Origin of the sequence: Microcoleus sp. Pol11C3, assembly GCF_036701485.1 — a bacterium.
In the GTDB taxonomy this organism is placed as follows: domain Bacteria; phylum Cyanobacteriota; class Cyanobacteriia; order Cyanobacteriales; family Microcoleaceae; genus Microcoleus.
Map to the genome: position 1 here is coordinate 16,988 of NZ_JAUBQW010000051.1, position 21,891 is coordinate 38,878.

The 21,891-nt window shown below is 44.3% G+C and carries 15 protein-coding genes, 1 tRNA gene and 1 pseudogene; 8 read left to right on the plus strand and 9 right to left on the minus strand.

Annotated features, from left to right (window positions below; all coding sequences use genetic code 11):
* Nucleotides 1-25: 25 nt before the first annotated feature.
* Nucleotides 26-1,468: pseudogene (gene gltX / locus QUA40_RS13825) on the minus strand (glutamate--tRNA ligase); the annotation flags it as partial.
* Nucleotides 1,469-1,819: 351 nt separating this feature from the next.
* Here gltX and QUA40_RS13830 point away from each other — a divergent pair.
* The 3 genes from QUA40_RS13830 (at nt 1,820) to QUA40_RS13840 (ending at nt 4,870) form a co-directional block, all read left to right on the plus strand.
* Nucleotides 1,820-2,317 (plus strand): DUF393 domain-containing protein, encoded by a 498-nt coding sequence (locus QUA40_RS13830; protein ID WP_333126568.1) that lies wholly within the window; start codon nt 1,820-1,822, stop codon nt 2,315-2,317.
* A 97-nt stretch (nt 2,318-2,414) separates the two neighbouring features.
* On the plus strand, nt 2,415-2,624 hold the full coding sequence (locus tag QUA40_RS13835) for a hypothetical protein (protein ID WP_333126571.1): 210 nt from the start codon (nt 2,415-2,417) through the stop codon (nt 2,622-2,624).
* 368 nt (nt 2,625-2,992) lie between these two features.
* Complete coding sequence (locus tag QUA40_RS13840) at nt 2,993-4,870, plus strand: DUF4209 domain-containing protein (RefSeq protein ID WP_333126574.1); 1,878 nt, start codon at nt 2,993-2,995, stop codon at nt 4,868-4,870.
* A 415-nt stretch (nt 4,871-5,285) separates the two neighbouring features.
* On the opposite strand, the gene QUA40_RS13845 is transcribed toward QUA40_RS13840, so the two are convergent.
* The 3 genes from QUA40_RS13845 to QUA40_RS13855 form a co-directional block, all read right to left on the minus strand.
* Nucleotides 5,286-5,359: transfer RNA gene (locus QUA40_RS13845), tRNA-Asp, on the minus strand.
* A 56-nt stretch (nt 5,360-5,415) separates the two neighbouring features.
* The gene (locus tag QUA40_RS13850; RefSeq protein WP_333126577.1) at nt 5,416-6,543 is read right to left on the minus strand and encodes an esterase-like activity of phytase family protein; all 1,128 of its coding nucleotides are present in this window, start codon (nt 6,541-6,543) and stop codon (nt 5,416-5,418) included.
* A 112-nt stretch (nt 6,544-6,655) separates the two neighbouring features.
* Nucleotides 6,656-8,452: a TM0106 family RecB-like putative nuclease gene (locus QUA40_RS13855; RefSeq protein ID WP_333126581.1), complete on the minus strand. Its 1,797-nt coding sequence runs from the start codon at nt 8,450-8,452 to the stop codon at nt 6,656-6,658.
* 95 nt (nt 8,453-8,547) lie between these two features.
* On the opposite strand from QUA40_RS13855, the gene QUA40_RS13860 reads away from it, so the two are divergent.
* The gene (locus QUA40_RS13860) at nt 8,548-9,705 is read left to right on the plus strand and encodes an aminotransferase class V-fold PLP-dependent enzyme (RefSeq protein ID WP_333126584.1); all 1,158 of its coding nucleotides are present in this window, start codon (nt 8,548-8,550) and stop codon (nt 9,703-9,705) included.
* Between the two features lie 11 nt (nt 9,706-9,716).
* Here QUA40_RS13860 and QUA40_RS13865 read toward each other — a convergent pair whose 3' ends face one another.
* A complete protein-coding gene (locus QUA40_RS13865) occupies nt 9,717-11,777 on the minus strand; it encodes an AAA family ATPase (protein ID WP_333126587.1) in 2,061 nt (686 codons plus the stop codon).
* A gap of 323 nt (nt 11,778-12,100) precedes the next feature.
* Nucleotides 12,101-13,321 (minus strand): ferrochelatase, encoded by a 1,221-nt coding sequence (locus QUA40_RS13870; RefSeq protein ID WP_333126589.1) that lies wholly within the window; start codon nt 13,319-13,321, stop codon nt 12,101-12,103.
* 581 nt (nt 13,322-13,902) lie between these two features.
* Here QUA40_RS13870 and QUA40_RS13875 point away from each other — a divergent pair.
* The 4 genes from QUA40_RS13875 (at nt 13,903) to QUA40_RS13890 (ending at nt 17,523) form a co-directional block, all read left to right on the plus strand.
* Nucleotides 13,903-14,487, plus strand: a complete 585-nt coding sequence (locus tag QUA40_RS13875) for a hypothetical protein (RefSeq protein ID WP_333126593.1) — start codon at nt 13,903-13,905, stop codon at nt 14,485-14,487.
* A complete protein-coding gene (locus QUA40_RS13880; RefSeq protein ID WP_333126596.1) occupies nt 14,480-15,205 on the plus strand; it encodes a DUF3120 domain-containing protein in 726 nt (241 codons plus the stop codon). The genes QUA40_RS13875 and QUA40_RS13880 overlap by 8 nt, the downstream gene beginning before the upstream one ends.
* 194 nt (nt 15,206-15,399) lie before the next feature.
* A complete protein-coding gene (locus QUA40_RS13885) occupies nt 15,400-16,248 on the plus strand; it encodes an alpha/beta hydrolase (protein WP_333126599.1) in 849 nt (282 codons plus the stop codon).
* A gap of 108 nt (nt 16,249-16,356) precedes the next feature.
* Complete coding sequence (locus QUA40_RS13890) at nt 16,357-17,523, plus strand: pentapeptide repeat-containing protein (RefSeq protein WP_333126602.1); 1,167 nt, start codon at nt 16,357-16,359, stop codon at nt 17,521-17,523.
* A 167-nt stretch (nt 17,524-17,690) separates the two neighbouring features.
* Here QUA40_RS13890 and QUA40_RS13895 read toward each other — a convergent pair whose 3' ends face one another.
* From QUA40_RS13895 to ggt, 3 genes are all read right to left on the minus strand, one after another.
* Nucleotides 17,691-17,855: a hypothetical protein gene (locus QUA40_RS13895; RefSeq protein ID WP_333126605.1), complete on the minus strand. Its 165-nt coding sequence runs from the start codon at nt 17,853-17,855 to the stop codon at nt 17,691-17,693.
* A gap of 111 nt (nt 17,856-17,966) precedes the next feature.
* Nucleotides 17,967-18,845, minus strand: coding sequence for a choice-of-anchor L family PEP-CTERM protein (locus QUA40_RS13900; RefSeq protein WP_333126608.1), 879 nt, complete (start codon nt 18,843-18,845; stop codon nt 17,967-17,969).
* Between the two features lie 498 nt (nt 18,846-19,343).
* The gene (ggt, locus tag QUA40_RS13905; protein ID WP_333126610.1) at nt 19,344-21,074 is read right to left on the minus strand and encodes a gamma-glutamyltransferase; all 1,731 of its coding nucleotides are present in this window, start codon (nt 21,072-21,074) and stop codon (nt 19,344-19,346) included.
* Nucleotides 21,075-21,891: the final 817 nt, after the last annotated feature.

Below are 21,891 nucleotides of genomic sequence, written 5' to 3' on the forward strand. Positions count from 1 at the left end.
CCACACCAACACCAGGCAAATTCAAGTTGCTAATGGCATCAAGCAAGCGGGTTTTAGCCGTTCCTCGCTGGTGAAGGATTACCCAAGATTCTATCAGGTCGGGGCCGTGCATTGCACCTGTCAGAGCGGCTCTGAGCGATCGCATAATTAGCCCTTTGTTAAGATTTTTCTCTTTACTGAGCTTTTTAGTGATTTTCTGAGCTTCCGCTGATGTCAGGGAGGAATGACTTTCCATAGCTTCTACAACTGCTTGTAAAGCCTGTGCAGCCCCTGGTTGCTGCAATTGTGCGAGTGCTTCTTCTTCGTATTCCACCGTGGTGGAGAAGAATAACTTGCACATATCCACAGCATCGGTTAAGCGAACGAGACTCGGGCCGATTAAAGCAGCTATTTGTTCGAGCCAGGGGCGGTCTGCCTCCAAGTCAAACTCATAACCGCCTTTCTGCCACCAATAAGGTATCAGCAAATCTGTCAATTGTGGCACTGGCATTTTGTGCAGGTATTGACTGTTAAGCCAATTGAGTTTATCCCAGTCAAATTTTGCACCGGCTTTGTTGACTCGATAGAATGTAAATAATTCTGCTGCTTCCGACAGTGTAAATATTTCCTGCGTTGAATCGGGCGGAGTCCAACCGAGCAAAGTCATGTAATTGACTAAAGCTTCGGGGAGGTAGCCCATATCTTTGAAGTCAGAAATCGAGGTTACGCCGTCGCGTTTAGAAAGTTTTTGCCCTTGCGTGTTTAAAATCAGTGGCGTGTGGGCAAATTCTGGGATTGTCGCGCCCAAAGCTTCGTAGAGCAATATTTGTTTCGGAGTATTGCCGATGTGATCTTCGCCACGGATGACGTGGGTGATGGCCATGTCGATGTCATCGACAACTACTGCGAGGTTGTAGAGGGGTTGGCCGATAACGCCGCCGCTGGATGCACGGGCAATTACCATATCGCCGCCGAGGTCGCTACCTTTCCAGGTTACGGTGTCGCGTACCATGTCGTTCCAAGAGATGGTGCGATCGTCGTCGATGATAAACCGAATCACGGCTTGCCGCCCTTCGCCTTCAAAAGCCGCGCGCTCTTTGCTTGTCAAGTTGCGGTGGCGGTTGTCGTAGCGGGGGGCTTGTTTGTTGGCTTTTTGTGCTTCCCGCATTTCGTCGAGTTCTTCCGACGTGGTGTAGCAGCGGTAGGCGAGTCCATTGTCTAGCAGGGTTTGGACTGCTTGGCGGTATATTTCCAGACGCTGTGACTGAAAACTCGGACCTTCGTCCCACTCCATACCCAGCCAGGTGAGTCCTTCGAGGATGTTATCGGTGTATTCGCTTTTAGAACGTTCTACGTCTGTGTCTTCTACCCGCAGGATGAATTGGCCGCCTTGGTTGCGGGCAAACAGCCAGTTAAATACGGCGGTTCTGGCGGTACCGATGTGTAGGTTTCCGGTGGGACTGGGGGCTAGACGGACTCTGACATTCATGTAGATTTTTGCTTTGAGATTGGGGGCGATTTGCTGGTTGGGGGAATAGCTGATGTTTAAGACTTTAAATTTTATTATATTTTGTTGCCGAATTAACAGTTGTGCTTGGCAGGTGCTTTGCCTCGACTTGTTTGATATTCGACTATCGGGCGATCGGGCGAAAATCTCCGCCCAGGCACTAGAAGGCATCTTGATGATATTAGCATTGCGGGCGGCCAAGACAGGATTCACCTTTGGGACTATTTTTCACAGCACAAATAACTGCTTTAGGAGTACCCAAGGCGCACCTGATAACTATTGATGCTTGTAAAATGTTTGTGTGCGATCGACGACATTAAAATATATTTCCCTATGTCTGCTGCTAAAACCGAGTTTTCCGAATCTGTTGCGCCCTCACCCAAGTCTGTTGCGCCTGCTTGGCAGATTGAGTTGCTGTACGACGGTGAATGTCCTCTGTGCGTGCGGGAGGTTAATTTCTTAAAAAAACGCGACGCGGGGCGAGGTTTAGTGTCGTTTGTAGATATCGCGGATGATGGCTACAACCCGGAGGCCCACGGCGGAATCGACTACGAAACGGCGATGGGGCGGATTCACGCGATATTACCCGACGGTACGGCAATTAAAAATGTGGAGGTTTTTCGCCGTACCTACGAGATTTTAGGGATGGGATGGATTTATGCAGTTACTAAGTTACCAGTGATCGGGGCGATCGCCAATTGGCTGTACGGAATTTGGGCTGACTGGCGGCTGAAGCTGACGGGAAGGCCGGATTTAGCAACTATTATGAGCGATCGAACTCAGCGGATCGAGTGCGAAAGTCAGGGCCGCTGCCAACCCAACTCAAAATGAGTCATATTTAATAAGTTCGATCAACCTATCAGAAGATGTCAGCAGAAATAGATTACAACTAACATTAAAGATGGACTACTATTAAAGGTCAAGAAAAATGCAAGATGCAGGCTATACAGTCTTCATGGGCTTCGGTGGTATCTGGATACTTATGGGAATTGCCGCTGTAATTTTCCTGTTCAAATCGGACGGTCAAAAACTTAGGTTTGGCAAATGGGGATTGCTAGTTGCGATTCCGATTCTCGTGCCCATCGTCCTGGTTTTGACATATCAGATCGCCCGACCATTTATTATTCCACACCTTTGAGCGCTGCGGGGAGTCGATCTTTAAATTTAATTATAGGCAAATAGTTTGCGGAACTTGTGAGGAGATTTCTAGGAAAGGGGGATAAATGTTAGGAGTCGTTGATGGGGGTGGGTGGAGAATCGGCTACAACCTCACGCTGGCTTAACTTTGAGGCTTTACGGATCACCTTGTACTACACCCTCACCGATAACTCAGGTGGTACAACGACCAAGATAAGTCGCGGCACATAACTTTTGGAACTCTACCAAAGGCTTGGGTCAGTCCGCTGTGATCGCTAACGCGGACTCAAATTTTATGTTACAATGCACTACACAATGTAAGCTAGATAGATTATCTTTAACTTTAATCAATAACTGACAACCTACCCTATGTCACAATTTAAGGCTGTCCCATTGTTGAATGCAGAAGACTTTGAGAGGTATCAATGGACAGAGATACTAGACCGAGTAAACCCTAATGAATGCTGGAATTACTACGATAAATTTCAAGCGAAAGCCAAAGCCTATCAATTATCTGGTGACACGCTAGGGCAAGAAATTTTCAAATTTTTGAGTGAAATTACCTCTGTTTTGATGGAGCCTTTTGTATTGAATAATACCTCTACTTTAGAAGAGACTATTTTACCAGAGACTATGTTAGGGGATTTATCTGACGATCAACTCGCTTTGTTAAGGGAGTTAGTTGTCAGGGTAATTGAGCCCGAAATGCGGGCAAGAATAGCTGATATCCTCTGGATTTGTAAACGAGATCCAGAAAGGGGTAGACCAATTCAGATGGCTAAACTGGCTGTAGAGTCATATCTTCAAGCTGCTAAAAATCTTGAAAACACAGAAAATCAGAAAACTTGCCATGAAAGGCTACAGCGAGCAGCACAATTAGCCCCTCTAGTTGATGGGAAGAAGAGTACAGAAATGCGCTGCATAGTTATTTCTCACATTGAGCAACTTATAGATCGTTATGCAGTTGTAGAAGATGAGTTTATAACAGGTAGTGCAATGCAGGTACTTCAGGAGGATTTAAGGAAAAGCCTCAGTGTTATTAAGAGTAACAACCTTCCAAGCTATGCAGCAAAGTATGCAGCGATTGCCGCTCAGAAGGCAGTTTTTGCAGAAAACTTTCAAGACTACCATAAAGCTTTTTTTCAGAAGATAGCGTACCGCCAGATAGAAAGCGAGTGGTACAAGATAGCTAATGATAAAGAGGCTGAACGTAATGCAAGATTGTATATTGCAGAAGTTGAGGTTTGGTATGCTCAACAGGCATTAGTTAGAAATGAGCCTAATTCCTACATGGTAGCTGCTGGGAGACTGAAAAATGCAATCGCAGTCTTCAGAAAGATTGAAGATACCTTTGGAAAAAAACAAGATACCTCCGATCGCATACAAGACTTACACAAACAAATGCTTGATATCCAGAGAGAATCAATGTCTCTAATGGTTACTATTCCTATTGCTAAATCAGAGAAGTTTGATGACCCTGAAATGCAAAAACTAGCAAGAGAGCTGGTGCGAGGTAAGCCATTACGTGATGCCCTGTACTATCTGGCATTTGAATGCAAACTAATTCGCGATTTAGCAGATATTCAGGTAGAAGCAAAAGCAGATAAAAGTTTTCATTTAATTCCAACAGCTTTTATAGATGAAGAGGGAAAAACAAAAGCTATTAGTGGAGATGGCGAAGATAGTTTAGAGAATTCAATGTTTAGAATCGCTACTTTATATCAGAGCAGGTATGCGCTAAATTTTATTGTTCCTGCTTGCAATCAAATTTGTTCTGAGCATAGTGTGCATTTGGAAGATTTATCTTTTGTCGTTGTTGAGAATCCCTTTATTCCAAAAGGGCGTGAACCTCTTTATGCAAGAGGTTTATTAGCTGGCTTACAGGGAGATCCAGTAATTGCGGCACATCTATTAATTCCACAGCTAGAAAACTCCTTGCGTCATATTCTGAAGCAAAAAGGCTCTATTGCTTCCAATCTCACCTCTACCATGATTCAGGATGAGTACACTCTCAATAAAGTTCTCGATGTGCCTGATTTAAAGCAGATTTTGAATGAAAATACAATTTTTACTCTCAAGGGTTTACTCGTTGAACGAATTGGTTCTAATCTCAGAAATGAGATTTGTCATGGCTTATTTAGTCACAATCAATTCTTTACACCACAACTAGCCTATCTCTGGTGGTTAACGCTGTACTTATGTCTTATGCCAACTTACAGACAAGGGGTTGAGAATGAACATAAATGATAGAGATAGAGTCATACTATTGCTGCAATCGCACCACCAATGGGGCTGCGGCTGCAACTGGTGCTTCTTCGTCCGGGTCATCATCGGCATATTCCTCTATCCCAGTCCCTAAAGTTTCAGCTTCCCCCTCAATTTCTCTGGCATCTTCATCCCTGGCATCTCTGGGGATCAGGACACCCGTGATGAATGCGTTGCGGGGTTCTTGATTGCTTGGCAGAACTTCGTAACAAGACTGTCTGGGGCCAAGAATTTCTTGTCCGAGACTTAGTAGCCGTTCTGTGCGGCTGACACAATTTACCTTCTGATGTCGATTCGGGGTGTGTAAAACAAACGCTTGTACTGTGAAAACTCAGTACAAGCGGTTATTTTTCAGCATATCGCTTTTTTCAGCAATCTGAACATTTTCTACTTTGAACGGGACAGACGGGGCTCGAACCCGCAACTTCCGCCGTGACAGGGCGGTGCTCTAACCAATTGAACTACTGTCCCTCGTTTTGCCGTTTTTTCAGGCACAATTTCTATTATGCCTATAACGTCACCCTTTGTCAAGAGTTTTTTTGAACTTTTATTTGGAAGCCCAAAATCTGAGTCTCTTGCAGGGGACTGAAGTTGTTGTCGCTCACCAAAATCAGACCTCTGCTAGCATCCGCCAGGGCGGGGCCAAATGTCAACCCCTCAATGTTGTCTAGGGGAATTTTCAGCGTTTCCAAATCCAGCAGCAGGCGTTTTTGAGCGGGAGAAACCTCGCTGAGACGGCTTTGGAGGCTTTCGAGTGCTTCAATACGATCGCCCTTTTCCAGAGAAATCTCAAATAGTTTAACAGTAACTCCGGTTTCCAGGGAGAAAGCACGCTCTAAACTCAGCAAGCGGTTATCGTCGATCGCCAACAAATCCGCTAAACCGTTGGTAGTTAATTTTCCCACAGGATTCGCACCAGCGGGTAACGGTTCGGTGATGTAGAGAAAAGAAGCATCTGGATTGCCGCTTACGGCATCGTAACGCAAAATCCGGCACGGACTCCCGGTTTCCAGGGAAGCTACGGCGCCATCTTGAACCAAGGCATTTTCTGTGGCGGTGAATAGGTATTTGCGATCGGGCGTTAAAGTTAAACTTTCAAAAGCGAGATTGTTGCGGATGCCTTTACTGCCTTTGTCGTCGGGCAAAAACAGTTCAGGAATTGGCAGCGTTTTCAGGAGTTTACCATCGAGGGAGAACTCTTTGATAAAAGGATTTATTTGGCGATCGACATCTCCCTCCGAAGAAACAAACACGCTATTGCCAGTAAAAGTTATCCCTTCCGGATCTAAACTTAATTCAGGAAAACTTTTACCGTTTTCATCTAATAAAGTAGTGACACCCGTAAAAGTAACTTGCTTTTTTTCCAGTTTACCAGATTGCAAGTTAATTTTGAGGGTATAGAATCGCGCCGGAGCCTTGCTGCTGCGGTCATCAGAAATGGCATAATAAACTTGTTTCTCGGCATCATAAGTAATCCCCGAAAGTCCGCCAATTTCCGTCCCCTGAAACGGAGAACCTGTAGGAAATATTGCTCTCCCGATAAAATCTATTTTCGTAACAGCGAAAGATTGAGCTGACTGGTTTACCCAAATAGCAACAGTTGCTGCCATCAAAAAACAGACAATAAATATAGTTGCTTTTGCTAACTTTCGCATTTTACCAATAAATACATTATTACCTACCTTCCTCTTCCCTTTCTTCCTTCGCGCCCTACCCTTCGGGAACGGCTGCGCCGTACGCGCCTTCGCGGTTCATTAAATCAGAAAATCACGGCTCATGAGTCAGCAAAAAATTGGTCAACCAATCTTTAACCACATAAGTAGCACGACAGTCGTCCTCATTGTAGCGGACGATCGCCTCCAAGAGATCTCGATCGCCAGTTTTGAGCCAATCGTCGTACCAGCAGACGCACTGAGCACCATTAGCCTTAGCATCTCGCCAGTCAAAACCCAGCCAGCGGGCAATTGGTTTGAGTGCGTAACTCTCCACCGGCATAATCGCCTTTTGCGTCACTTGTTTGTGAATATCTACAAACCGTTTCAGCACGGGTTTCCACAAATAAGCTGGAGTATTGTAAAGTTTAGCCAGTCGCTTAAAAGTCTTGACTTCGTAGTCGCAAAAATGGAAAATCGGAGCAATAGGATAAGCCCACATTAATTCTAAAAATTGCTCCCAGATTGCACCTTCCTCTGCTGCTGATTCTGCTAAAAAACCGTGGAATTTTTCCGTATTGTTGTACCTGTCAACAACTAAGACTCCGTGGAGGTAATCCAAGTTTAACTCGGGTTCGGCTTCAATATCAAAGTAGAGTTCGATTGGGGCGATCGGCAAAAAGACAGGTTGAGAATAGGGAATTGGTTTCTTGCGGAGAATTGGCGCAGGTATAGAAGATGTCGCAGGTTTATTTTCTCTAATTTTTACTTCTTCAACTGCGATGTCATTCAAGATATTCTCTACAATATCTGGTACTATTTCAGATGAGTTAAGTTCTTCTGAATTCTCACTTCTACCTTCTTCTCGATCGTTAATCCATGTATCCGTGTCGTGCCTTCCTTCTTCCCTTCTTCCTTCTTCCTTCTTCCTTCTTCCTTCTTCCCGCAACAGTGGTTGATTTAGCAAGTGCGATTTAGCTTGCTGCACCACATCAAAAGCAACTCGGTCGGGGAATTCGGGATACTCAGCAAGCAGTTCGGAACTAGCATTAGCGAGAGCTTCTACATCAGTAATTTCGAGATTTTTTAGTCTAGCATAGCGGCTGGCAGTAACTCCCGGCAATAAGGAAAGATGTTTAATAGATTCGGCTTCGGCGTGACAGATAGTATACCAACCGCAAAGATTGCACTTTTGCCGGGAAATGAATACCTCTGGTTTATCCCGATTTTCTATCATCTGAATGCAGTTGTCTAAAATCTCGAACATCTGAGGAGTTCGCTGGTCGAGATTCACCTGCCACCACCCTTTTTTTCGCAGCATCAGCCACGCAGCCTCGGGTATTGTTTCCTGTAGGGAAGCTAAAACTTGGGCGTGAAAAGCTGCGATAATTTGATACTCTTGTTTTGGTCGCTTGCTAAGCCAAATATCCGCAGTAGCATAACTCCAATCGCCAAATTTTGATTTTCCCGGCTGTTTGATTAATAAATGGGGGCGGCTGATCAGGGTAATGTTTGAAGAGGGAAGATTGGAGGATGAAAGATGAACGGGAGTGTCGGGGATTTCGCCAAATTCTGGGAAATATTGACTGTCAATTCCTACCAGAGAAGTTGTTGCGCCGTTGGTTTTGCCGAATTCGCCCTGGATCAGAACTCCTCGGTAAATGCGATCGACTCCTTGCTGCATTAAACTCAATGTAGCGGCCGCGCCAGCTTCCCAATCCCCTCTAGGATAATATGGTTGTTGGTAAGTCTCCTGTTCCAAAGCTTGCTGCTGGTATGTCGCGCTGTCGCGCATCAGTTTCAGCAGAAAGTCGCTGGGGGGATCTAGTTGTTTCCAATCTCCGCAGGTATCTAAAAAAGCTCGGAGATGGCATCGCTGATAGGAAAGTAGTAGTTTGTCAGTTATTAACATTTCGTATTCGCAAGGCATAGAGTATCAGGCAAAAGGTATAAAATTCACAGCATTAGTTATTCAATATTAACGCTATCAATAATTCCCCAAAAAAAATGACAAAGGACAATCACCGGCAACAATTCCCTGCTTTGGCCAATAAAGCTTATTTTAACTACGGCGGACAAGGGCCGCTGCCTGAGCCTGCTTTAGAGGCGATTTATCAGGCTTACAAACGGGTGCAGCTTGGGGGGCCGTTTTCGGCGGAGGTGGGGGCTTGGGTGGTTCAGGAGGCGATGCTGACGCGACGTGCGATCGCATCTGAGTTGACCGTACCTCCTGAAACCATTGCCCTGACTGAAGATGTCACCGTCGGCTGCAATATTGCGCTGTGGGGCATTGACTGGAAAGCAGGCGACCATTTGCTGCTTTCTGATTGCGAACACCCCGGCATTGTAGCTAGTGTAATGGAACTTCAGCGCCGTTTCAACATTGAGGTTTCGATTTGTCCGTTGGCGGCTACTTTGAATGAAGGTGATCCGGTGGCGGTGATTGCTGATAGTTTGCAGCCAAATACTCGGTTGTTAGTTATCAGTCACATTTTGTGGAATACCGGTCAAGTTCTGCCTCTGGCTGAGATTGTGAAAGTATGTCATCAAACAGGAGTCAAAGTGTTGGTTGATGCGGCTCAATCTGTGGGGGTTTTACCTTTAAATTTGATTGAGTCTGGGGTTGACTTTTATGCTTTGACTGGTCACAAATGGTGGTGTGGTCCGGAAGGTTTGGGGGGACTTTATGTGAGTGCTGAAGCTTTGGCAGAATTGCATCCGGTGTTTATCGGTTGGCGGGGAATTGTGACGGATTCTAGTGCTAAAGTCCTTGGGTGGAAGCCTGGATCGCAGCGCTATGAAATTGCGACTTCGGCTTATCCTTTGTATGCGGGTTTGCGGAGTGCGATCGCCCTGCAACATGAATGGGGTACGATCGAGGAAAGGTATGCAGAAATTTGTCGTTTGAGCAAGTATCTCTGGGAGCGTTTGTCGGAACTTCCCGATGTGGAATGTTTGCGGAAATCTGCGCCGGAAGCGGGTTTGGTTTCGTTTCGATTAACTAATGGGATGCCGCACAAAAAGCTGGTCGATTTGTTGGAAAAACAGGGAGTTATGGTGCGGACAATTCTTAATCCTGACTGTGTGCGGGCTTGTGTTCACTATTTTACAACTGAGGCGGAGATTAATACGTTGGTTGGGGCGATCGCAAATCAATTAGTATAGCCGGGGCTGGTTTATTTATAGTCCTGGGTGCCCGGGTAGTCAGAAACCGGGCGATGGCTAAGATACCCAACCACCTCTTCGTCTTGTAGTAAGTTTATTCCGAGGATAAAACAAATAATTTTACTTAGTTCTACCCTTTTCTCTCGGTAGTCTTCACGAATAATAAGATCTCTAAATTTCCTTTCATTTTTAGTCAATTCAATAAGTGTGTTTAATTTTTTATATCCTTCCGGTAAGTAATATTCTACTTCTCCTTTACTAAGAACACAAGTTTTATCCTTCTCCCTTTTTTCTGTGATAAATATTTCCAATAATTGCAATTGTTGCTCGGTTAGATTCTCGTCTAACTTCGTTTTTCTCGACTTGATATGATTACAAATCTCTTCTAGAGCCTTGAAATTTTTACTCTCTATAGCCTTTTCAATTTCCTCAAACAATTTTTTACCATCCATACTTTTTTTGTCCTTAATAACATCTCGATATATTTTTGAATAATCCACTATAAACATTTTCTTGAGTTCTTCACTACCAATGTCTAAAATATAATCTAGGTCTGCAATTATGTAATTGTCAAACTCAAATTTTTTTAGAAATTTACGATATATTTCCAAATTATTTTTTCCACGTACCTCCAAAACTTCTATAATTTCACTGTTTTCGGCTTTCTTATAAATATTAATTAATTGCTCCAAAAAAATCCTATCGGTAATTCCTTCCACAAGAACTACCTTATCTGCAAAAAATATTTTCTCGTTGTTATGGCTATTAATTATGTGGAGAAGGTCTTTAGTTTCGTTAAAATCGCTTGTAAGAAAATTTTTTATAGTGCTTTTACCACTCGATTTATATACCCTCACAATCTTTGATATAGTTCTCTGATTAATAAATATAGGAGAATGCGTTGAAAAAATAAATTGGTTCTGTGTTAAATCAGCTAAATCAAAGAATAAGTCAAGGAGTAGAGATTGCCATTTAGGGTGTAAATGAACTTCAGGTTCATCTACAACGATCAAGCCATTTTTAATATTATATGCAAAAATTCCCAATAAAAAATTTAGAATTTCTTTTTCTCCCGAACTCGCCTGATGTAAATAAAATTTTGTATTTTCTTGGATTTTTAGCAGAATAATCTCATAAGTATTTGTGTTTGCATGTTTAAGCTCTACATTCCATGAATATCCCAATTTTTTTAAATGTTTAGTTACTAACTTAACTTCTTCATCGGCATCCCAATCTTTTTCGTAGCCTTGAGTCTTAGCAAGCGTTTCATAATTCCGTCTCTTTTGTGCAAAGTATATTGATGCTAGCTTTATTAAAGAAGTTGTACTTCGAGACGTAGCTGATGAAGAATTACTTAATAAATTATAATAGCTCTCACCCGCTAAGCTGACTTGAAGTAGCGGATCTCCTCCTCTGTAAGGCGAAAAATATACATATTTTGGGCTAAGGCGAGTATCAAGAGGTAAAAGCTGCAAATCAATAGCCTTCTGTATAACTATTGAGAAAAGTTCATAATAGTTCAAAAATTTAAGATAAATTAATTCTGGTGAATTCAAAGATGGTTGTACAAGTAAATTGTTGACTATGCTATATACTAACTCTTGATTTTCGGCTAACTCACCCAGTTTCCAATTTTCAACTTCATCAATTATTGGAGGAGATAAATATTGTATTGAAGGAGATAAATGTTGAATTTGGTAGTGACCACAAGCTAACTTTATTTGTTTTTTATATTGATTGATTGTTGCTATATTTTTTATATCTTGAGCATCTACTTTAAAAGTTATTTCGATTTTAGAGTCAGAAGCATCTGCACTGAATTTATCTAGATGATTCTCTGCCGGATCAAATAAAGCCAATCGCTGAATCCCCGCCGCTCCAATTCCCATACCATCATTTACCGAATAACTATGTAAAAAAAAGCTTCTTAAAATTATCAGCAGGATATCTAAAAAATTACTTTTTCCGCCCCCATTGGGGCCAATTAATATATTAAATTGGGGATCAAATTCGATATCTACTTTGTCTTGAAAGCTTTTTACATTTGTAATTTCTAAATGACTAATTCTCATTTATTTATTTTCTCATTTTTACCGCAACTGCTTCAATTATATCGCCTCGACTCGGAAAGTAGGGATTTGATTGTGTCACCCAACTTCGTTCCCCACAGGCACTCCACTATCAATCTCAGTATGAATGCAGAAAAGCTTATCAGTTTGATGATAAAAAAGTCGATCGCCCTTTCTCTAAAAAAACAAAGGCAGATCGCCCTTTTCACCTAAATATCTCCTGGACGCACCCCAACAAAAGAAACCCGGTTTTTCACTAAATCTGCCATTTCCACGCAGTATCTTCGCAAAAAACCCGGTTTCAGAGCTCTCAGGCCCAAGCCCTATTAATGACTGTGCCCGTGCCCGTGAGAATGTCCGTGATCACCATGAGAATGCCCACCGTGATTGTGTCCGTGATCGCCATGAGAATGCCCGTGTTCACCGTGAGAATGGCTGTGCTCGCGCTGCGCGGAAGCCAAACTCGGATTAACAGCGATCGCAGTTTCACTCAACAACGCTTCAATCTGCGGATTTGCCCACTCAGCCGCCATTTTCAGAAACTCTGGATGGTCATTCACGCAAGGCAATTTGCGGTAAGTAACTCCTTGACGCTGTTTCTGCAAAGACTCAATAATGTGGTCTACATCTAACAATGTTTCGTGATTTTCTGTGGCAAATCCGATCGGCATAAAGACGATCGCAGTTGCACCCAAATCAATCAAATTCTTCGCAGCCAACGTCGCATCCGGCTGTGTCCATTCAATCAGCGGCGTGTCGTGGTTCAGCCAACCCACCGAAATCAAAGGATAGCGATACATCAAACGTTCCCGCACGCGATCGTACAAAGCTTGACTTTCCACAATTCCCGAAGTAAAGCCCTTCGCCTTGTGCGGACAACCGTGATTCATCAGCACAATCCCAATCTGAGAAGGCAAATGCGCTACAGCTAAATCGTTCTTAATTTCCTCTTCTACCAAATCCGCCATTAGCTGGATGTAAGCAGGTTCATCGTAAAAAGAAGGAATGTAGCGCTGTCCTTTTACCCAATGTTCCTTACCATCAAAGGTTTGTGCTAAAGCTTTATTCACCTGTTCGACTGCAATGCCGCTGGTGAAAACAGAATCAACTACCAACAGCGGATAAATCAGAATTTTGTCAAATCCTTCTGCTTGAATTTGAGGGATTACTTGTTCCGGCAAAAACGGCGCGCAAAAGTTAAAAGCTTTGAACACTTTTACTTTATCGCCCCATTTCTCCTGTAAATTCTTTTCAATCCCGGCGCGCTGCTGTTCAAAAATTGCATTGTGCGGCGAAACGAATTGACCGTGTTGGTGACTCCACTCGTGCAAGTCAAAGATTGCTAAAATCTTTGCCAGCGGCGGATAAATCCAAAGCGGTACTGGGGCAAACTTTGCCGTAAGCAAATTTAAAGCTTGTTCGTTGTAGTTGGCAAAATCGTCGTAGCTTTCGACTTCGCCGTAACCCATCAGCAATACAGCAACGCGATCGTTACTTGCGGGTGCTGCAGATGTTTTGTACTCGATTTTTTCTGGAGAAGCAACCACTTTGTATTCCTCAATTTTATTTATTCTAAGATATCCAGGCAGGATGAAGGGTGAATCGGAGATTTTTCATTGTTTGCGATCGCACGACGGTTGCGCGCGGAGGGCTGATTCCCAGTTTCTGCGCCCATACTTCCCAGTCAAACCTCTTATTTATCCTAGAAAGCGGATTGATGAGCATCAGTCCTAAATCGGTTTTTTGACCCTGACCCGAAATTCGTAGGGCAGCTAAGCTGGCAGGCCTCTAATTTTCACAGTCCTGTTTCTTTAAGCTTTTGTGGGGTCAGCTTCGACGCCGCCGGAAAAGTTAAATCTAAATACAGAACAGCTTAAAACTAGAATCAGCCTTTGCTAAGCTTGACAGGGGATGGGGCGGGGGGGGATAAGTTTCATGTTTTCTTAAGACTCCCTGACCTTGCCTCTGATTAATGCGGTTTGGAGCGTTCCCAGCCTTTCACTTGGGGGCATACTCTTCAAACTAGACTCTATTATAAGTTTAACACCCTATCCCCTGGGGTAGTATATGATATAGTAGCTATATGATAAAGTTATGTTGCGAACTATATTAACTTTCTTGACGAACTATGAGACTGGTAATTTGCCCCGGAGTCCACGAACCAAAGCTAACCGACAGTTTCCTGACGGGACTTTCGGGGCTTTGGGGACTGGCAGCCGATCGCCAAAACCAGCAAATAGTCGAGCCTGTCAAGATTTTTCCCGCTCATAAATATCCGCCTTTTTCACCTCTTGACATATTGCACTTTTTGTGTAGGGAAGAGTTAGCAGGAGAAAGTCTAGTATTTGTCAGCTTTTCGGCAGGAGTAGCCGGGGCGATCGGGGCGGCTTGGATGTGGCAGCAACTCGGCGGCAAAGTCGGGGCTTTTTTTGCCTTAGACGGTTGGGGAGTACCCCTGGGGGGCAATTTTCCCATCCACCGAATCAGCCACGATCGCTTCACGCACAGGAGTTCAGCAATTCTCGGTGGCGGTGGAGAAAGCTTTTATGCAGAGCCCGCGATCGAACATTTGGATTTATGGCGAGCTCCCCAAACCGCAAAAGGCTGGCAAGTCAGCCAAACCGCCGCCGGCATTGAGACTGTCGCACCCACTACCGCAGCAAAATTTTTAGTCCACCTATTGAAACAATACGGAGTCCAATCAGTTGTTTAATCTTAATTTAGTATCCTCAGCGATCGCACCTATTGCCACCATCGCCCGCCTCGACAATTCTCTCACTTCAGGCACAACAAACAGCCTCAAACAGTGGTTAATATTTAGCGCCTCAGCATTTTTAGTCTCAATTCCAGTATTCGTGCAAGCACCGTTAGTGCGTTTATATCCAACCATCAGTTTGCTATCAACTATCCCCTGGTTCGTACTTAGTTTAATTCTAATTTTCCGCCCCAAAACCCAACTTTGGGGAGATTTATTATTAGGATTTGCCGGATGTTGGTTGGCAGGTTCTATTTATTGGGGCTGGTTTAGATGGGAACCTATTTTACATCTACCTATAGAAGCAATTGGCTTGCCTTTTGCTATTTGGTGCTTGGGCAAATCTTGGGGAAAAGTTGGCGGCTATTTTTATTTAGGTTCCCTATTGGGTACTGCCATTACTGATTTATATTTTTACTTAACTGGGTTGATGCCCTACTGGCGCCAAGTGATGCACGCGGAACCGGAATTAGCGATGCCGATTTTTCAAAGTGCGATCGGTCAAATTGAAACTCCTTGGGGCATAGGTTGCGCTCTAGTTTTAATCGCTGTGTTGCTAACAGTCGGTTTGCTGAGTTTGCGCGGCACGCAACTGCACTGGCGCGCGTTTAGCGGAGCTGTGTTAAGCACGCTTTTGGTAGATGGTTTATTTTGGCTGGCTGCTTCTGCTGCTTAAGATTTATGATTGGTTCCTATGTTGGTAATTTTTGACCGCAGATGTGGGCGGATTGACGCAGATTAACGCAGATTTTTTGATAGATGTAGTTTTGAGATTCCCGATTTATTAAAGAAGTCGGGAATTTTGGTATTTACTGAACAATTATGAGTTAAAATCTAAAATCTAAAATCTAAGAATCCCAAATCAATATCATGTCTTTCATTTCAATTCGCGGTGTAGAACATTATTACGAGTGGATAACGGCAGATAACAGTGCTGCACACAGTGGCAAACCAGTGATGGTATTTCTGCACGGCTGGGCGGGTTCAGCGCGCTACTGGGAAAGTACGGCACGGGCTATTGCTGATGATTTTGATTGTTTGCTCTACGATATGAGAGGTTTTGGCCGATCGCCCTTGCCCAAAGAGCCTCCTGAGTCAAGCTACGAACTCGAAACCTACGCCCGCGACTTAGCTGAATTATTAGAAGCTCTGAATTTAAGCCGCGTCTTTCTCAATGCTCACTCTACAGGAGCATCAATTGCTACTTTATTTCTCAACCTTTATCCCGAAAAAGTAGAAAAAGCAATTCTCACTTGCAGCGGGATTTTTGAATACGACGAAAAATCTTTTACAACTTTTCACAAGTTCGGTGGCTATGTGGTAAAATTTAGACCCTCTTGGTTGGCATCGATCCCCTTTGCCGATCGGCTATTTATGGCTCGGTTTTTGCGCCGTTCCCTGCCCAGAGAAGTCAGTCTGGCGTTTCTCAAGGATTTTTTAATGGCAGACGAGGAAGCTGCTATAGGTACAATGGTGACGGCCGTCAGCAAAAGAGCAGCCGAGGAAATGCCCCAAGAATTTGCACGGCTGAGTGTTCCCACACTGCTTGTGGCCGGAGAATTCGATCAAATTATCCCCGCCATCATGGGAGAGCAAGCCGCCTCCCTCAGCAAAAAAGTAGAATTTGTTATAATTCCTAATACGGCTCACTTTCCGATGCTGGAGGATGCCGCAACATACTTGCAGCTAATTCGAGACTTTTTGCCAGCAGCGGCTTAGCTGAGTTATTGTTCATCTAATGTACGATCGGACAAGCAAGCTTTGAGAACGGCTTTTGCTCCGATCTTAATTTTTAATTCCTAATTTCTTAAAGCGAAAGGTGGTACAATGAACGACCTCGACCAATACTATAAAGTGCTGGGACTGTTGCCGGGAGCTTCCAGAGAAGAAATTAGCCAAGCCTACAAGGATTTAGCGTTCATTTGGCACCCCGATCGCATCCCTAAAGACAATCCCAGACTACTACAGAAAGCTGAAGAAAAGATTAAGGAAATTAATCAAGCTCGCGAACAATTGCGATCGATTCAACCAAGAGGTCAGAATCAGAACGTTCAGCAAAAACATACTCAGCACAAACACACCCAGCACCAAAACACCCAGCACAAAAACACCCAGCACCAAAACACCCAGCAACAAAACGCTCAGTACAGAAACACTCAGCAACAAAATACTCAGTACAGAAACACTCAGCAACAAACTACCCAGCAACAAAATACCCAGTACAGAAATACTCAGCAACAAAATACCCAGCAACAAAATACCCAGCAACAAAATACCCAGCAACAAAATACCCAGCAACAAAATACTCAGTACAGAAATACCCAGCAACCCAATACTCAGCAACCCAATACTCAGTACCAAAACACTCAGCAACCCAATACTCAGTACCAAAACACTCAGTACAGAAATAGTCAGTATCCAAACACCCAGCACCAAAACACCCAGCCACCACCGGCCAACCCAAAAGAACCCCGCTACTCTTCTGAACCCTCTTCAGGAAAATATTCTGGAAATTATGCGGGAAATTATGGGGGAAACCCTGCAGGGCCCTATTCAGATGCGTCCCGCTACCAATCGCAGCAGCCGCCATCTCAGTCATCTCAGTCTTACCGCCAAGCTGCGCCGCAAGCTCCCGATTTGAGCGGTTCCAACTTCCAAGGAGCTTCCTTAAAAGAAAAGGATTTTTCAGGGAGAAACTTGAGCAATGCAAACTTGAGTGAAGCCGACTTAAGCGATGCTTTTCTACACAACGTCAACCTCACAGGCGCGAATTTGCACAAAGCAAACTTGTTCAGGGCCAATTTGTTAGGAGCTTGTTTGATCAATGCCAACTTGAGAGAAACCAACTTAATTGGAGCGGATTTGAGCGGTGCAGACTTAAGCGGTGCGGACTTAACAGGAGCGAAAATCGGTTACGGCGATCGAGTTATGGTCAAACTTACCCGGACTACATTAACAGGTACAATCTTACCCGACGGTACTGTTCATAGCTAAATTATTTAGTTTTTAGTCAGTGGTTGTAGACGCGGGTTTTACCCGCAATATTTGCTGCTAATCCAAATACAAAAAAAATCCGCCCTTTGCGAATTTGGGATAAAAACTTATATTCTGTCCGCTAGAACAACCGCAATAAAATTGGTTCGTAGTGAGGGCATTACTCGTCATAGTTTTATGAGGACTTGCATTCCTCGCTGCGTACCCATAATGGTTAAATTACTTGACATGATATTACGCGATCGCGATCGCACAAACCGAGTTTTTTTACCCGGTTCAAGAACTGCAACGAGGTCTTTTCGTTCATCAAACCCCGTTTGTCTCTCCAACACGGCTAATCGAGATTCATATTACAGCAAGCGCCAAAAGGGTTCCTGTTGTGTTTTTTCTTCCTTCTTCCTTCTTCCTTCTTCCTTCTTCCTTCTTCCTTCTTCCTTCCGTTATTAATTACTTCCGCCACGGCAATTGCGTAACTTTCGTCCAGCAGCCAGCATAGCGCCTCCCGCCATCAAACCCCCCACAGTCATCGGTTCGGGAACCGGCTCAGGTTGAACCGTCCCCACAGAACCGCCTTTAATAAATACAGCAGAATCTAACTTGCCATCGCCCACATCTTTAATGCGGATACTGAGAACATTCGTCTGATTTTGCTTGAGCAAACCCTCAAAACCTAAAACTTTAGTAAAACCGTCCAGCTTAATGATGTTAGCAGCAATACCTGTGACACTTGGGTTGTTAATATAGTCGGGGTGATCTGTAGAGCGATTATGTGGATCGGGAACAAGATTATTAATCGTAACTATTTTTCCGTCGCTCAATTTCGCCAAATTAGACCCGTTCAACAGCAGTTCAAAATCGTCATTATATTTAGAACCGCCGAACTCAGGAAACTCCTCAGAAGCAAATACATATTGAAAGAATAACTTGTCAACCGTGCTATTAGCAAAAAAACTGAGGTTTAGCTGAGTCAAATCCCCCTGTTCACCATTAGGACCAAAGTCCGTGCTTAAATCACTGTCCTTTGTCGTGAAGTTATCTTTCCGATTCTTACCCGGTATATCGGTGACTCTACCAGTGCTCAGAACAACACCTGATGTCAAACCGAAGGGGTCATTAGTGAAAGTGCCAAAAGCAGCCGAATTACCCGTAATTGAAACAGAGAAATTACTCAACCCGGCTGTATTAGCCCCCAATAAATTATTTTTTAAAGTCTCAGCGTTATTAGTTGCCCCTACCGAAAATGCCATTGCTGGCGCTGCCAACAAACTCAGAGCAGTAGTTAATGTAGCTGTTAAGGCAGCAATTTTGTGAGTAATTATCATAAATTTTTCCTAGAAGATACAAACCTGATGCTATGCACAACTTAATTTTTACATTATATAAGTATCAATGTCTAGTGCCTTTACAATAACTTTACACATAAGTGTATATACGCTTTTTGTGGTTAATTTTTTGGGTATTTGTTGGCAATTAGTCAGCCTATAAACCTCAGCGCAAAAATACCGAGGCAAAAACCCACGTACACAGACTAATAATTTTAGTAATTCTACACTGGAAACCAAAAAAACCGGATTTTGATACCGTTTGCGATCGCCAAAATGACTAATGACTAATAGCTAATGACTAATGACTAATAGCTAATGACTAATGACTTCGCCCAAAAAAACCATACAAGCCCCCGATTCCTGTCGTAGAGAGATAAAAATTTTTGACCATAGTTCAACTTCACAGATTCATCTGTGGAGTAAATCTAAAATCGTGGAGTCGCCGAAGTCTCGCCCCCGTCTAAAATCTAAAATCTCTAATTGACTGACTGATGACTAAAACCCCCTTGCTTCTCCTTCCCCGCGCGGATCGGCAGCCCCTTCCAACCAACCATCCGCAGTCAGGACGATCGCATTGGCATTGCCCCAGCCGTCACGTTCGAAAATCAGGTGTCCCCGCCGCCGCAACTCCGAAAGCGTCGCAGCCTCAAAACCTCCCCGTTCCACCATCAGGCGATCGGGCTGCCACTGGTGGTGAATTCTAGGTGCAGATACAGCATCGCCGACATTCATGTCGTAAACCAATACGTTCAGTACAATTTGCAGCACCGTGGTAATAATCGTGCTGCCTCCGGGAGCCCCCGCAGCGAGGCGGAATTTGCCATTTTCTGTCACTATGATCGGCGTCATGCTGGATAAAGGAGTTTTCCCCGGGGCGATCGAATTTGCCTCCCCCCCCACCAAACCAGACGACAAATTCGGCACTCCCGGCGCCGCTGCAAAATCATCCATCTCGTTGTTGAGCAAAATTCCCGTACCCGCGGCCACGACTCCAGCCCCAAAACCGCCATTCACCGTAAACGTCAAGCTTACTACATTGCGCTCTTTGTCAACTACCGTCAGGTGGGTAGTTTCGGGAGACTCCCACACAAAGCGACTCAAAGTTTCAGCGTCAACAGCTTTTACCTCGCTGGAGGGTCTGGCTTTTGACATTTGGATTTGCGATCGTCTCAATTTGCCATAATTGCTGCTAGTCAGAGCTTTGACCGGTACACTCACAAAATCCGGGTCGCCCAAATACTGTGCCCGGTCAGCATAAGCAATCCTCATGCTCTCCGCCAGCAAGTGCAAAGTATCTGGACTTTGCCTCCCCAACCTCTTGAGATCCGTATCTCCCAGAATATTTAAGATTTGCAACAAATGAACGCCGCCGGAAGAAGGAGGCGACATCGCGCAAATTTCGTAAGTGCGAAAGTTGCCACAAACCGGATTCCGCCAAATCGGCGTATAGTTTTTCAAATCTTCCAGAGTCATAATGCCGCCGTTTTTAGCCATATCGGCGGCGATCGCCCGCGCAATGTCCCCGGTATAAAAACTTTGCGGATTTTTGGCAATCTGCCGCAAAGTCCGCGCCAAATCCCGCTGCACCAAAAGCTCACCCGGCTGGTATAGAATACCGCTGCGAGTAAAAACCTCCCGCGCCGCCCGGTTTTTTTTGATCGCATCCTGTCGTCGCCCGGTAGCCGTGGTAAACCGCGAACTTACTGGAAAGCCTTTTTCAGCCAGGGCGATCGCCGGCGCCACCACCGCAGCCCAAGGCAACTTACCATACTCGCGGTGCACCGTATAAAGTCCAGCAACAGTACCCGGAATACCCGCCGCCAAATGCCCGTCCCGACTTGCCTTTGGGCGCACCTTACCTTGCTTGTCGAGGTACATATCCCGCGCCGCCCGTTTCGGAGCTCGTTCCCGGAAATCCAGCGCTTGCACAGTACCCGTTTCGGCCCGCCGCAGCAGCAAAAAACCCCCGCCGCCGATACCCGCCGAAAAAGGCTCCACCACCGAAATCGCCAAAGCGGTAGCAGCCGCCGCATCCACTGCATTGCCTCCCTGTTGTAGCAGGGCCAGCCCCGCAGCGCTCGCCAGAGGGTGAGCCGAAACTGCCATGCCCTGTTTGGTTCGCTGCTGCTGCAAGTTTGGCTGTAGCTGCGGCTGGCAGCCGCCCAACACCAAGACTGTTAGACAACAAGTATAAATTTGCACTTTGCTCAAGAACTTTGGCAACATTTTTTACGGGTGAGGCGAGGATTTTTTATAGTATACTTTTAGGAGTATCTTCCCTAAAATAGAGGTAATGAGTTCAACCGCAAATAAATTACCTGTTATGGCAGATGGGGAAACGATTTGACCCTGGGAGGCTCTCGCGGTACAAGAGGAAGAGAAAAATCAGGAACAGCTTAGGGTAACTTAATAATTAAACAAGTTGAAAAAAGCATCTTTTTTGAGAATATACTGATTTCAAAAAAGCTGATAAACGCAGAAAAACGGCGTTGCTGATTTACTGTAGGAAAAACTAAAGATGCAAATCATATAAACATTATTCACCAAGCTGCAAAATTATCAATTTATTTTTTTGCCTAGCCTGATTAAGCAATGACCAGCCAAACAATCAGTATTTTAGGTGATTGCTATGGCAATGCAACACATAGCATACTTAGCATAGCAGTTTTTGGGCAGTTGTTCGACTGGTGAGTAAATCAATAAAACAGGATTTACCCAATCTTGCTCTCAAGTTGGATTAAATAATTATAATTAGGTTTGTAGTGAGGAATCCAAGTCCTCACTCGCCCGCCCCTGGCTCACGAAAAACAAATTTATGATTAGCGATTAACCGGAATCGAACTGAGTCAGAAACCATTTTTTTTGTAGCTGTATAGTTATCCAAACAATCCTTTTGAATGAAACCGGATTTTTCTGGGTAAGTCCTATTTAAGCAAAAAGAGGCGATCGACTTTAGGAAAACTCAAGGGTGCATCTCACTTTTGCGAATGTGTCACAAAAGAGTTAAAATGAAAAACCTAGTAAAATCGTCAAATAAAGATGA

What these genes read in the sequence shown, in the direction of transcription:
- QUA40_RS13830 (WP_333126568.1), top strand. Translation starts at nt 1,820, where the DNA reads ATGTCTGCTGCTAAAACCGAGTTTTCCGAATCTGTTGCGCCCTCACCC.
- QUA40_RS13835 (WP_333126571.1), top strand. Translation starts at nt 2,415, where the DNA reads ATGCAAGATGCAGGCTATACAGTCTTCATGGGCTTCGGTGGTATCTGG.
- QUA40_RS13840 (WP_333126574.1), top strand. Translation starts at nt 2,993, where the DNA reads ATGTCACAATTTAAGGCTGTCCCATTGTTGAATGCAGAAGACTTTGAG.
- QUA40_RS13850 (WP_333126577.1), bottom strand. Translation starts at nt 6,543, where the DNA reads ATGCGAAAGTTAGCAAAAGCAACTATATTTATTGTCTGTTTTTTGATG.
- QUA40_RS13855 (WP_333126581.1), bottom strand. Translation starts at nt 8,452, where the DNA reads ATGTTAATAACTGACAAACTACTACTTTCCTATCAGCGATGCCATCTC.
- QUA40_RS13860 (WP_333126584.1), top strand. Translation starts at nt 8,548, where the DNA reads ATGACAAAGGACAATCACCGGCAACAATTCCCTGCTTTGGCCAATAAA.
- QUA40_RS13865 (WP_333126587.1), bottom strand. Translation starts at nt 11,777, where the DNA reads ATGAGAATTAGTCATTTAGAAATTACAAATGTAAAAAGCTTTCAAGAC.
- QUA40_RS13875 (WP_333126593.1), top strand. Translation starts at nt 13,903, where the DNA reads ATGAGACTGGTAATTTGCCCCGGAGTCCACGAACCAAAGCTAACCGAC.
- QUA40_RS13885 (WP_333126599.1), top strand. Translation starts at nt 15,400, where the DNA reads ATGTCTTTCATTTCAATTCGCGGTGTAGAACATTATTACGAGTGGATA.
- QUA40_RS13890 (WP_333126602.1), top strand. Translation starts at nt 16,357, where the DNA reads ATGAACGACCTCGACCAATACTATAAAGTGCTGGGACTGTTGCCGGGA.
- QUA40_RS13900 (WP_333126608.1), bottom strand. Translation starts at nt 18,845, where the DNA reads ATGATAATTACTCACAAAATTGCTGCCTTAACAGCTACATTAACTACT.
- ggt (WP_333126610.1), bottom strand. Translation starts at nt 21,074, where the DNA reads ATGTTGCCAAAGTTCTTGAGCAAAGTGCAAATTTATACTTGTTGTCTA.